The following is a 13,312-nucleotide window of genomic DNA, read 5'->3' on the forward strand; positions in this document are numbered from 1 at the left end:
GGCTGCACGTTAAAGAGCAGCCGTTCTCAACAGGCAACAAACGGATGCCCAAGGGCATCCGTTTGTTGCTCATTTCTTTAGTTAACCAAGCGCTGAGCTTCCTGAAGCTGGAATGTACGTACCTTTCTCGGAAGAAAACGACGAATTTCATCATCATTATAGCCAACCTGCAGCCGCTTGTCATCAAGCATAATCGGTCTCCGCAACAACCCTGGATTATCTTTAATCAATTCAAAAAGCTGCTGGATCGACATTGTTTCCAACTGAATATTCAATTCTTGAAATGCTTTTGACCGTGTCGAGATAATTTCATCCGTCCCATTCTCGGTCATGCGCAAAATATCTTTAATTTCTTCAATCGATAACGGTTCGGAGAAAATGTTTCGTTCTCTAAAAGGTATATCATGTTCCTTCAGCCAAGCTTTTGCCTTTCTGCACGATGTACAACTTGGTGATGTATATAATGTAACCATAATTCGCCCTCCTTTGGATAATAGAAACGTTCTATTCTCTAAGGCTTCTTTTATTATATAATAATTCTTATAAATTTTATACCCTTTTTTATGTGAAAATAATTTCATATTTCATCATTATATGCGCCTTCTTTCACCTTTTTTCGACAATAAGATTATTTTCATTATTCCCGCTCATTCTCATTACGAAACATTACACACGAATTACAGGCTCATTAACGAACAACACTGAACTTTAGATAGCATAAAAAAAGGAAAAGAAGTATAGCCTTCTTTTCCAAGAAAATATATTTTCACTTAAAAATCCTATTACTGATTTTGCTGTTTCTGCAACTTGCCAAGTTCACTGTGTTTGAAACCGAAAAGTAAATAGATCACAAGGCCAATGCCAAACCAAATTAAGAAACGAATCCATGTCTCTCCTGATAAATTGACCATCAGAAACCCGCATGAAAGAACGGCAAGGAATGGAATCACATAAACAAACGGCACCTTAAAGTTCCGTTTGATGTCTGGTCGTTTCACACGCAGTATGACCACACCGATCGAAACAACGATAAAAGCGAAGAGTGTACCAATATTTACAAGCTGCGCCAATTCATCGAGCGGAACAAGTGCTGAAAAAATCGTTGCCATAATCCAAGTCAGGAGAATACTGAATACAGGCGTCTTGGATTTTTTTGATAACTTTGCAATTGATTTTGGCAGCAGACCATCTCGACTAATTGCAAAAAACAGCCGAGTCTGTCCATACATCATCACAAAAAGTACCGTAGTAATACCAAGAATAGCCCCCAGAGAAACAAATCCTGCTACCCAGTCCTGATGAACAAAGCGAAGAGCAAATGCAACAGGATCGCCTACATTTAATTTGGTGTAAGGAACCATTCCTGTCAACACGATCGAGACAGCAATGTACAGGACCATACAAACGGCAAGTGACGACAGAATACCGATCGGCATATCACGCTGCGGATTCCGCACTTCCTCAGAAGCCGAAGACACTGCGTCGAAGCCGATGTAGGCCAGAAAAGCTGTTGCTGCACCTTGTACAACGCCGCCAAAACCGTAAGGCATAAATGGCGTCCAATTAGATGGCTGCACATAGAATGCACCGACAACGACGAAAAGCACAACGACACCTATTTTTATAAGTACCATGATATCGTTAATTCGGCTTGATTCCTTAACCCCGCTGAGCAGGATTGCCGATAACAGAAGCACAATCACCGTTGCCATCACGTCAACGTAAGTTCCTTTACCAGGATCAAACGCGGCACTTATTACGGTAGGCAAGTGAAATCCGAATCCCTTCAGCAATTCTTGAAAGTAAGCAGACCATCCACTAGCCACAACTGAGCAGGCAAGGCCGTACTCAAGGATTAAGTCCCATCCAAGAATCCATGCGAACAATTCACCGAAAACTGTATAGCTGTACGTATATGCACTGCCTGAAGCCGGAATCATCGAAGCGAATTCCGCATAGCACAAAGCTGCGAATGCACATGCGATTCCTGATAAAACAAAAGATAAAATAATAGCTGGCCCTGCATTGTTCGCAGCAACAATACCTGTCATAACAAAGATTCCGGTACCGATCACCGCTCCAACACCAAGCATGGTCAAATCAAAAGCTCCCATTGCTTTCTGCAGCCCGCTCTTGCCGCTCGCCTGATGAATCGTATAATCCATCGGCTTTCTTCTGAATAACGTGCTAAGCAAACGCCTCATCCTTAAAATCTCCTTCTGTATATCCTTAATAACACAACTTAATGAATTCTATTTATTCTTTTTTCAGAATTTTGACAATCTGACTTTTTCTCTTTATTTTTCCACTAAGTTGTAAAAATCATTCTACATGTTACCTGGTCTTATGTAAAGGTACTAATTACAAATTATTTGACTTTTTTAGAAACACTGAAGTTATTTAAACATTTTCCATGCAAAAAGGACTCCCCAAAATGCAAGAAGTCCTCACTCATTGTTCAATATATCTATGTGGATAGTTCCACTACATTACGCCGGCAATTTTAAGTTTGATGACGGTGCATCTTGTGACTTAGGTTGCAACTGTCCTAATGTCTCCTTCAACCATTTTCTGATTGAATTTTTGCGCCTCCGCCTTACTTCCTTCGGTTTCACCGATAATCGCCTCCTTAAACCATTTATACAAAGTTTTATTCCCGTGACTCACGCAGAAGTGTACCTGTCTCTTTTTATTCTCAACCCGGTATGCCTGCTTGTCAAGGTAATTTTTCGACTTGTCTCCGTTTGCACCTGTCCAGAAAATGTATCTTGCACAACTTGAGATTCACATATGCATGTGATAAGCTTGGACATCAGTATTAACAGAACAGCGCATCGCAACCACATTTGTAATGAAGATGGCCAACTGAATCCTCTTTCTCTTATACTATACGTGAGAAAAACAAAAAGTATTCAAAAATATACCCTACCCTAAAGGAGTTGATGTCATGGCGCGATTAATCACAGTCATTCTTACCCTTTTGCTCGTTTTGACCATTCTTTTGTATCATTTTTATCATGTATTGACTATGCCAATCATCACTATTTTACTGCTCATCACTGTCATCAGCTATTTTGTGCAGCTCTATAGTATCTACAAAAAAAAATAACCCTGCGCCGATATAAATAGGCGCAAGGGTTATTTTTTTAAGCTTTTTCAGTTTTCATTTCCTCGTCATGAAGATGGCAAGCCACCCAGTGATCTTTTTCTACCTCATGCCATTTTGGTCTTACTTTCGCGCACACATCCATTGCAAATGGGCAACGCGTCCTGAAACGGCAACCGCTGGGCGGATCAATTGGACTTGGCACGTCACCTTCCAATATAATCCGTTCACGTGAACGTTCAATATTAGGATCAGCAACCGGAATTGCCGACAGAAGCGATTGAGTGTATGGGTGAAGAGGATGTTCGTACACTTCATCGCTGCTCGCAAGCTCGGCCATATTTCCGAGATACATCACACCGACTCGATCACTTATATGCTTTACCATTGATAGATCATGTGCGATAAACAAGAAGGTTAAGCCTTGTTTTTCCTGCAATTCCTGCAACAGATTGACAACCTGAGCCTGAATGGACACATCAAGCGCTGAAATCGGTTCATCGGCAATAATAAAATCCGGATCAACAGCAAGTGCTCTTGCAATTCCAATACGCTGCCTTTGACCACCGCTGAATTCATGCGGATAACGATTAGCATGTTCACGATTCAAGCCGACTGTTTCCAGCATTTCATAAACACGTTCCATGCGTTCTTTTGGTGATTTGGCTAAATGGTGAATATCAATTCCTTCTGCAATGATGTCTTTAACCATCATTCTCGGGTTAAGCGATGCATACGGATCCTGAAAGATCATTTGCATGCGTCTTCTTAACTCCTTTCTTGTTTTTGCAGAGAGTTTGCCGCTTATATCATGGTTGTCAAACACCACTTTGCCGTCAGTAGGCTCGTAAAGACGAATAATCGTTCTTCCGGTCGTGGACTTGCCGCAACCTGATTCGCCAACCAGCCCAAGGGTCTCACCTTTGTAGACATCAAAACTAATCTCATCAACCGCTTTTAAGATATCTTGACGCGAAATAGTGAAATATTTCTTCAAATTTTTAACTTGAAGCAATTTCTCTCTTTGTTCAGTCATTATTTGATCCTCCTACACCAATTGTTGCAGGCGGTTCCACCTTTGGTGCCCGCTCATCAAGCAGCCAACAAGCTGTCCTTTGCGTGCTCGACATTTCTGTGTACTCAGGCATATGATCCGTGCATACTTTCATCGCATAAGGACATCTTGGAGCAAATGGGCAACCCTTTGGCGGATTACTCAGATCTGGAGGAGTCCCTGGAATCGCCAATAATTTATCGGTTTTGGCATGCAATTTTGGCATAGAAGACAACAGTCCCCATGTATACGGATGCTTTGGATTATAAAATATTTCATCCAAGGTACCAGTCTCTACAATCTTTCCTCCATACATTACAGCAACACGTTGTGCCAAATTGGCCACTACACCTAAATCATGGGTAATTAAAATAATTGCTGTTCCTGTTTTCTTCTGCAAATCACGCATAAGATCAAGAATCTGTGCTTGAATCGTCACATCAAGTGCCGTTGTTGGTTCGTCTGCGATAAGAATTTTCGGATTGCAAGCTAATGCAATGGCAATAACAACACGCTGTCTCATCCCGCCTGAAAATTGGTGTGGATATTCATCCACACGTTTTTCCGGATTTGGTATACCTACCAATTGCAGCAGTTCAATTGCACGTTTTTTTGCATCATGCTTCGTCATTCCTTGATGCTTAATCAAACCTTCCATAATTTGTTTGCCGATCTTCATCGTTGGATTCAAGGCGGTCATCGGATCCTGAAAAATCATTGAAATTTCCTTACCACGGATTTTCTGCAGCTGCTTCTTGGAATATTTAACAAGATCATTGCCTTCAAACAGAATATCCCCGGTCGCAATTTCACCTGGAGGACTCGGAATCAGTCCCATAATTGCTTTCGATGTCACCGATTTTCCGGAACCGGATTCGCCAACAATCGCCAGGGTCTCCCCTTTATTTAAATTCAAACTGATACCGCGGACAGCTTGTACTGTTCCACCAAATATATGAAATTTCACACTCAAATTATTGATTTCCAATAAATGACTCATAATGAATACCTCCTGCCTTTATCGACGCAGCTTCGGATCAAATGCGTCACGAAGCCCGTCTCCCATAATATTGAAACAAATCAACAGGAGCGAAATGATGATACCAGGATATAGGGTCTGATAAGGATGAATCTGAAGCATTTGATATCCATCATTAATTAACGAACCAAGCGATGACTGCGGCGAACGAATCCCTAATCCGATAAAGCTCAGGAATGCCTCAAAAAAGATTGCACTCGGAACTGAGAACATTGTATTAATGATGATCATTCCAATTGAATTTGGAATTAAATGCTTAAATATGATTCGTCCATCACTTGCACCTAGTGTTCGTGAAGCAAGGACAAATTCCTGATTTTTCAGTTTCAGCATTTCGCCGCGAACAATACGCGCCATTGATAGCCAGCTTGTCGCCAAAATTGCCACAGTGATTGCAAACAGACCTGGCTGCATAATCAAAATAAGCAAAATGATCCATACAAGGCTTGGAATACCGGCAATAATTTCCAAAATACGTTGCAGAACATTATCAACCATGCCCCCAAAGTATCCGGAAACTCCACCGTAGACTACGCCAATGAGCACGTCGGCAAGTGTTGCAATCAATGCAATGATTAGAGAAATTTGAGTACCATTCCATGTTCTTGTCCACAAATCACGTCCAAGCTGATCCGTACCAAACCAATAGTTCGTGGTAATATGTTTTTCTTTGTAAATATCTACGCCGCCTTCTTGACCGCTAAACGCAGGAATCCACGTCAATGCACCGATTTTGGGTGGCAAGTTTGCACGTGAAACGTCCTGATCATCAGTACCATATCCAAAGAAATGAGGACCAATAATAGCCAATATAACAATCAAAGCAATAATGATCATTGAAGCCATCGCACCTTTATTCGTAACAAAACGGCGAACTGCGTCCTTCCAGGCACTGATACTTTCACCGGAAATTTTTTCACTTTCCGAGTTGTCCGCTTCAACGGGTCCAAAAAGGTCCTTTGTTACTGACGCTTCAGTTGTTGTCATGATGACTTCCCTCCAGAAACACGAATTCTTGGGTCAATCACACCATATAGAATATCAACAATTAAAATAGTCACAATAAATAATGCGGCATACAGTTCAGTCGTCCCCATAATCATCGGATAATCATTGGTGACAATGGCATCAATAAATTGTGATCCAATGCCAGGGATCGCAAAAATATTCTCAATAACGAGTGATCCTGTTACCACAGCCGCTGTCATCGGCCCAATCACTGTGACGATTGGAATCATTGCATTACGAATGGCATGTTTATAAATAACCGCTACTGTGCTTAAACCCTTTGCCTGTGCCGTTACAATATAGTCCTGATTCAGCACTTCAACCATTTCTGTACGCATAAACCGAGCAATTGATGCCATGACACCTACACCAATAGAGATGACCGGTAATACATGAGTCATCGGTGAATCCCAACCGATAACCGGAAAAAGCTGAATCTTAACGGAAAAGAAATACTGAAGAATTGCCGCAAAAATAAATGACGGTATCGAAATAAAAAGAACGGTCAGTGTAACGGTTCCCCAATCAAGAAATTTACCACGATAGATACCAGAAATAATACCAAGAACGATGCCTAATACTGTGCCAAAAATCATCGATTCGATACCAAGCTCCATCGATATCGGGAAGCGTTGAAGAAGAAATTCAGTCACCGGCTGCATACCATATTGAAAGGATCCACCCAAGTCACCGTGAAGCATATTCCACAAATAGTGAAGGTATTGAACGGGAATCGGCTGATCCAGGCCATAGTAATGTTTAAGCTGATTTAATTGTTCCGGTGTTAGACGGTTGGCAAACTTAAAAGGTGTACCAGGCAGCATTTTCATAGACAGAAAGGTCAGTGTAATAACTACATAAAAGGTAACGAGCATATAGCCAACCCGTTTTAAAATATATCGACCCACCGAATAGAACCTCCTTAAATTAGTATCTATATTATAGTTCCTAACATTCAACAATCAGTGATTTTGGTGTGTTAAATAATTAAAGAAATTATAAATTAATGGAAAGGAGAGCATATGCCAGGACCGACATATACTCTCCTTCAAAATGCCTCACATATCTTTCAAACTTTTTTTAATTAGTGTTTTAAGATATAAGCTCGTGCAAAGTCAACTTGTGGACCATAAGATGGGAATGAAAGACCTTTAACATAAGATTTTTCTGCCCATGTATGACCAGATTGATAAAGCGGAACAATTGGATATTCAGACATCATCAGTTTTTCAGCTGAAACAAGATTTTCCCAACGTTTTTGAGCATCAGCTGTATTCGTTTGAGCATCATTGATCAGGCTGTCAAACTTCTTATTCGACCAACCAATTGTATTCATAGGGTTGCCAGTTGTCCACATATCAAGATAAGTCATCGGATCTTGATAATCTGGGAACCAACCGCTGAAAGCAATATCATATTTAAATTCATTATTCAATTTCAGATAGTTAGCCCATGGTTGAGCATTAATTGTAACGTCAACACCAGGAAGATTCTTCTTGATTTGGTTCGCAACATACTGGTTGAGTTGCTGTGTTGAACTGCCGTCTTGGCTCAAGAAGTTCAATTTCAGTGTCTTAATGCCAAGTTCTTTCTTTGCTTTATTCCAGTAGGTTTTTGCTTCGGAAGTTGATCCTGCAGGGAAACCATCTGGATCAGCTGAACGGAAATCTTTGCCATCCGGACCTGCAACGAAATTCTTCGGTACAACAAAGTTAGATGCAACTGAACCATTATTCAGAATTGATTTAACCAAGCCATCACGATCAATAGCCGCGTTCAACGCCTTACGAAGGTTCAGGTTCTTCAAATTCTTATTTGTCTTTTCGTTGATATACAGGTAGTAAGTACCGGCATCAACACCAGATTTGATTTCTTTTGGATATGTTTTCTTGAATTGATCAACGAATTCAGCAGAGAGTCCTACTTCATCAATTGCACCAGTCTTGTACAAGTTAATTGCAGTTGCTTGTTCTTTTACAACTTTAAAATTAACACTGCTGAGTTTCGTAGCTTTTGCATTCCAGTAATCTTTATTTTTCTTGTAGGTCCAGCCTGTACCTTTTTGCCAATCGGAAAGTGTAAATGGTCCGTTGTATAGAAGGGTGTCAGCTGAAGTCGCATAGTTTTTCCCCTGCTTCTTAACGAAGTCTTCACGTTGAGGCAAGAATTGAGGTTGTGACAAGATGCTGTAGAAGAACGGTGGAGCTGCTTGTTCCAAAGTTACTTGAACTGTCTTGTCATCGAGAGCTTTGATACCTAGTTGTTTGTACTTGCCATATAATGGGTCTTTAGGATCTTCAATTTTTGCTGCATTCTTAATTCCTACAGATGCGAACAAGAAGTTGTAAGCAGGTTTAGCTGCCGGATCGTTCTGACGCTGCCAGCCATAAACGAAATCTTGTGCAGTTACAGGTTTGCCATCGGACCATTTCTGATCACGAAGGGTAAATGTATAAACCTTCTTGTCAGAGCTTACTTTAGGCGCACCCTTTGCAAGATCCCATTCAAACTTGTTATCATGCATTCTTGTCAAACCGGATTCTGTCATTTCAATTGCGTTTGATGACGTAGTATCCGTTGCAAGGTTAGGATCGAGTGTAGGAATGTCTGCTGTAATCGCAAACTTCAATTCCTGTTTTGCTGCTAGCTTCGACGCACCGCTTTTGCCATTGTCACTGCTGCTTGAACTTCCGCAAGCGGAAAGCACAAGGCTCAATGCCATGATAAAAGAGAGCACAAGTGACCATTTTGCCTTCTTCATAAAAGTAATAACCTCCCCTAAATTTGCTATCTTTGTTTAGGTTTAATCCTCCATATTACAACGAATAAAGAGAACCGCTTAAACCTACAAATGCTATTATACAAGTTCTTTTTTTTTTTTGCATTCTTTTTTTTAAAAATTCGGCCGCTTAATGATGCAGAAAATGTAGAATATATTGATGCTACAACATTTTTCCGCTTATTTTTTTTTGCCGTTATGTTATAATTTCTAACAATGATTACAAAACAGGCGACTTATTTTGCTAAATAATAGAGGTGCTTCAATGAATATTTTTAAGTCAAAACGTTTTTTCCTTATTTTACTAATCTTGGTTATTGAATTCGTTTTAACACTATTTTCACAATTAATTTTTTCTTCTCTCTCATACTTGGCTTTTATTAATCACTTGTCCGTTATCAGTTTGCTATTTTTCAACTTTGGTCTCATTGTTTTTATTGTCCAAGGCGGTTTTTTTGACGGTGTCGTTTATAGTTTCAAACGTTTTGTACGTGCAACACGCAAAAAGACGTTTCAGGAAGAGGACACTGAAGCTCCAATGGCGGAATATAGACATCGGGACGGAAAGAGATCATTCATTATTTGGCCGCTTCTCCTCGACAGTCTTTTTTTGTTTCTTCTTTCCATTTTTCTTTCTTGGTCCTTATGATTAAATAGATTTGATTTTAATTAGCGTTTTATATATAATTATGTCAATATTGAACAGACTTATAGTAAAGCAATGAAGAAGAAGAGTACCTGCAGAAAGTCTTTAGAGAGCTTGGGTATGATGGAAACCAAGTGTCGGACTGCTTGGGAATGGACTTCTGAGCTTCAATCCGAACCTCGGGATTCAATCCGTCAGTAGGCATAGACGTTTCCGTACGTTACAACGGTAATGATTCTCGAACAGAATCAGATGAAAGATGTTTCTGCACAGCAGAAAAATTAGGGTGGTACCGCGGTCTATTCGTCCCTTGTGGATGGATAGGCCTTTTTATATTGTCTAAAAGAAAAATAATAAAATCAGGAAGGTGACTTATTTTGGCAAAAATATTTTCCGGCGTTCAGCCGACGTCCATTCCGACCCTTGGGAATTATCTTGGTGCCATGCGCAATTTCGTTACACTGCAAGAAGGCAATGAATGTATCTATTGTATTGTCGATGAACATGCCATTACGGTACCTCAAGATCCGAGGGAGATCCAAACAAACATCCATAATCTAGCGGCGCTTTATTTGGCCATGGGAATTGATCCAAAACAATCCATTCTTTTTATCCAATCGGAAGTTCCTTGCCACGCGCAGCTTGGCTGGATCATGCAATGTACTAGCTACATGGGCGAACTGGAACGTATGACTCAATTCAAAGACAAATCTCAAGGAAAAAAAGCAATTCCAGCAGGTCTTCTCACCTATCCGCCTCTGATGGCAGCAGATATTCTGCTCTATCAGACAGATCTTGTTCCTGTTGGTGCTGATCAGAAACAGCACATGGAATTGACACGTGATCTTGCTGAACGGTTCAACAACAAATACGGCGAAACGTTTACGATTCCGGAACCTTACATTCCTCCGGTTGGTGCGCGAATCATGTCACTCGCTGAACCAAAAAAGAAAATGAGCAAATCGGATGCGAACCGCAAGGCAACCATTTTTACACTAGACAGTGAAAAGGATATCATCAAAAAAATCAAATCGGCGACTACAGATGATGAAGCATCCATCCACTACGACCGGGATGCTAAACCGGGAGTCTCCAACCTGCTGGATATTTTCTCTCTCTGCTCAGGCCGATCCGTTGACGATCTGGTCGCTTCCTATCAAGGAAAGGGCTATGGGGAATTTAAAACCGATGTTGCCGAAGCGGTCGTTAAAGTATTGAATCCGATTCAGGAACGATTCAATCATCTGATCGAGTCTTCCGAACTCGATGAAATCCTCGATGAGGGTGCAGAAAAAGCCTACGCTATTGCAAGTAAAACTTTAAGCAAAGCCGAGAAGGCCCTCGGAATCGGACGACGAAACAAGCATTAAGACAAGGAACAAAAAACAGCTCTCGAGCGATTACATGTGCTCGGCGGCTGTTTTTTTATTCATAAAAGTTTAGTTTCAGGTTTAATCATTTTTTAATATAGTAGAATCCAAAACGTCCTGAAGATATTTGGCATGAGTACTGGCTTGTGATGCACTATCCAGCTCAGTAAAAATTTGGATGGCTTGTAAAGCTATTTTTTCTCCGCGCTGGCGATTTCCTAACTTAATCGCGTAAATTCCTTTTAAAAACATAAGCTTAATTTTCATGTATGAATCTTTTTCTTTATCCAATGATTCGTCCAATAGAATTAGAAATGTGTTCGCTTCAGGCAGCCTATTGTTTTCTAATAGTGCCACAATGGTGTTTAATAATATTTTTTGTTTCTTGACGTCCCCTCTTCCTAGCGGATTATAATCCATACTTTTCTCATAAGCCATGCGCGACAGTGCAACCATTTGATCGACCGGAAAACTGAACATCGAATTTGTATAAATCACAAGTTCATAGTATCCCCAGACATCCACATTAGAAAAGTATTCACTCAGAATTTTTACCATCTTCGGATCCGGCTTTTTCTTGGAAATTCGCCGTATATACAGCTCGGCCACGATAGAAAAATGCAGATAATAATTTTTTCCTTCTATTAAATACTTTCTATTTGTACGATCACGAAGGACTTGAAGCATATGCAGATTATCTTCCATTACGTAGCCCTTCAAGTCATCAAAGAATTTCTGAAAATGAGTAACTTCATAGTCGTTATTTACATAGAGAAACTCGTCCATTGACACATTCAATTTGTTAAGCAAATTAAGAAGATGTGTAAATGATATGTCACAGTCGCCACGTTCAAAGCGGGAGAGAAAGGCAACCGATACTTCTCCTTGTGCAAGTTCCGACAGCGTCATTTTTTTTGATTTTCGGATGTATCTTAATGTAACTCCAGGATGATTCATAAGCACACCTTTTTTTAATATAGTAAAATTTAAGCAGTTCATAAAGTATGTTTCGCAGAAGGACAATGCTTTGCGTCCCTCATCACAAGTTGAACTTACTTATAGTTTATCAAAAATAACACGACAATAAGCAAAGCGAGCATTTAATTAATAAAAAGTTTAATTAGATATTCTGATTTGATATAAAGCAAAAAAAGACCAAGCAGCAACATTCTGCCTGGTCTGTCTTATTATTCAGCTTTCTCTCATTGAACTTTCGTGCCCTGTTCTAACTCCCACAGCTTTTCGAAATAGGATTGACCCTTGATCATCCGTTCGCAAAGATCACTATGCTTGTCCGACCAACCCTTTTTCATTCCTAAAATCAATCCTTGCCATGCCTCATCAAAGGTCATTCGGCGGCTTTCACTATATTTAGTCGGATACCACTCTGTATACCAATAGCGCATTTCTTCGACATTCCCAGATGAATAGAGCTGATCAAGCGCCATAAACAGCAGCTGCTTCAGCTGTCTTTCTTTTCTTGTTAAGCCCATCATACACTCAGGATTAAGTGAGAGCATATGATATTCTTTTTTGCGAAAACATCCGGCAGGAAGCGGATAGTGGTCGATATCCATTTTTGCTCCCTTCTGCAGGATCAGACTCTCTTGTCTTGGGATCATTCGACTCTTTCGCACAGGAATCGAATAGCCCAAGGTATCGGCGACAATACAGCGTTCTCCATCGGTTGCGATAAAGCAATATTCAATAATCTCTCGTTGATTGTTTTTACAGATCACGCTTCGATTCCGAACATCTTTCAACAATTCTTGGGGAAGATCCTGCAAGTCGTTTTCAATGTAGTCAAGGAGTGGTTTTTCTACTTTAATCAGAGGAATCTGGTCGAGAAGCTCTATAAAATCATGTTTACGCCATTCGAAAAATTCGCATACATTATAGCTGTTCTCTTCACCCTCAAACCAATTTACCCAGATATCACTGACAATTTCCATGAGGCTCCATCTCCTCTGTTTGATTTGACAACATTATGGACATTATTGGAAGATTTTATTCGGATCGAGCAGATTTTTTGTGCCTCATATCTTCTCATGTTCATTTTATGCATTAATCTATGAATCTATGTATTTACGTACCTCGGCGCTCGTAAAAAAAAAATACTATATAAGAAAAAAACGGGCAAAAAGAGTCCGGTCCTTAATCTCCAGTCATGTGTCATTGGTTTGTGTCTTTACGGTGCTGAATCATTACTTCGGTTGCTCGCTGGCACGGCTGATCCCGCAGGCGTCTCGCACCTCTGCTTTGATTCTCGGCTAAGACACTGGTTTATTCTTTTAAATACGGGGCAAAATC

12 protein-coding genes and 1 other annotated feature are annotated in these 13,312 nt (G+C 40.3%); of the genes, 3 read left to right on the top strand and 9 right to left on the bottom strand.

The annotated features are described in order from the left end of the window. Positions 1-77: 77 nt before the first annotated feature. Both spxA and bcaP read right to left on the bottom strand, forming a co-directional pair. Entirely contained in the window at positions 78-473 is a 396-nt protein-coding gene (gene spxA, locus NOM01_RS16800) for a transcriptional regulator SpxA (protein WP_255749736.1), read from the bottom strand. A gap of 309 nt (positions 474-782) precedes the next feature. Next, positions 783-2,204 (bottom strand): branched-chain amino acid transporter BcaP, encoded by a 1,422-nt coding sequence (gene bcaP, locus NOM01_RS16805; RefSeq protein WP_255749737.1) that lies wholly within the window; start codon positions 2,202-2,204, stop codon positions 783-785. Positions 2,205-2,947: 743 nt separating this feature from the next. Here bcaP and NOM01_RS16810 point away from each other — a divergent pair. Continuing rightward, positions 2,948-3,109, top strand: a complete 162-nt coding sequence (locus NOM01_RS16810; RefSeq protein WP_255749738.1) for a hypothetical protein — start codon at positions 2,948-2,950, stop codon at positions 3,107-3,109. Between the two features lie 37 nt (positions 3,110-3,146). On the opposite strand, the gene NOM01_RS16815 is transcribed toward NOM01_RS16810, so the two are convergent. The 5 genes from NOM01_RS16815 to NOM01_RS16835 form a co-directional block, all read right to left on the bottom strand. After that, on the bottom strand, positions 3,147-4,142 hold the full coding sequence (locus NOM01_RS16815; RefSeq protein ID WP_255749739.1) for an ABC transporter ATP-binding protein: 996 nt from the start codon (positions 4,140-4,142) through the stop codon (positions 3,147-3,149). Continuing rightward, positions 4,135-5,160 (bottom strand): ABC transporter ATP-binding protein, encoded by a 1,026-nt coding sequence (locus NOM01_RS16820; RefSeq protein ID WP_255749740.1) that lies wholly within the window; start codon positions 5,158-5,160, stop codon positions 4,135-4,137. The genes NOM01_RS16815 and NOM01_RS16820 overlap by 8 nt, the downstream gene beginning before the upstream one ends. Before the next feature lie 18 nt (positions 5,161-5,178). Further along, on the bottom strand, positions 5,179-6,186 hold the full coding sequence (opp3C, locus tag NOM01_RS16825) for an oligopeptide ABC transporter permease (protein ID WP_255749741.1): 1,008 nt from the start codon (positions 6,184-6,186) through the stop codon (positions 5,179-5,181). Beyond that, the gene (locus NOM01_RS16830) at positions 6,183-7,115 is read right to left on the bottom strand and encodes an ABC transporter permease (RefSeq protein ID WP_255749742.1); all 933 of its coding nucleotides are present in this window, start codon (positions 7,113-7,115) and stop codon (positions 6,183-6,185) included. The genes opp3C and NOM01_RS16830 overlap by 4 nt, the downstream gene beginning before the upstream one ends. A 176-nt stretch (positions 7,116-7,291) precedes the next feature. Then, positions 7,292-8,968 (bottom strand): peptide ABC transporter substrate-binding protein, encoded by a 1,677-nt coding sequence (locus NOM01_RS16835; RefSeq protein WP_255749743.1) that lies wholly within the window; start codon positions 8,966-8,968, stop codon positions 7,292-7,294. Positions 8,969-9,251: 283 nt separating this feature from the next. On the opposite strand from NOM01_RS16835, the gene NOM01_RS16840 reads away from it, so the two are divergent. Together NOM01_RS16840 and trpS are read left to right on the top strand one after the other, a co-directional pair. Beyond that, on the top strand, positions 9,252-9,635 hold the full coding sequence (locus NOM01_RS16840) for a DUF3899 domain-containing protein (RefSeq protein ID WP_255749744.1): 384 nt from the start codon (positions 9,252-9,254) through the stop codon (positions 9,633-9,635). A 63-nt stretch (positions 9,636-9,698) separates the two neighbouring features. Next, positions 9,699-9,946: a binding site (T-box leader), on the top strand. A 63-nt stretch (positions 9,947-10,009) separates the two neighbouring features. After that, entirely contained in the window at positions 10,010-11,002 is a 993-nt protein-coding gene (gene trpS, locus NOM01_RS16845) for a tryptophan--tRNA ligase (RefSeq protein ID WP_255749745.1), read from the top strand. 81 nt (positions 11,003-11,083) lie between these two features. On the opposite strand, the gene NOM01_RS16850 is transcribed toward trpS, so the two are convergent. Beyond that, positions 11,084-11,959 (bottom strand): helix-turn-helix domain-containing protein, encoded by an 876-nt coding sequence (locus tag NOM01_RS16850; RefSeq protein ID WP_255749746.1) that lies wholly within the window; start codon positions 11,957-11,959, stop codon positions 11,084-11,086. A 245-nt stretch (positions 11,960-12,204) separates the two neighbouring features. Beyond that, positions 12,205-12,954, bottom strand: a complete 750-nt coding sequence (locus NOM01_RS16855; protein WP_255749747.1) for a DUF3603 family protein — start codon at positions 12,952-12,954, stop codon at positions 12,205-12,207. Positions 12,955-13,312 lie beyond the last annotated feature (358 nt).

This window comes from Sporolactobacillus sp. STSJ-5, from assembly GCF_024385605.1.
Classification (GTDB): Bacteria; Bacillota; Bacilli; order Bacillales; family Sporolactobacillaceae; genus Sporolactobacillus.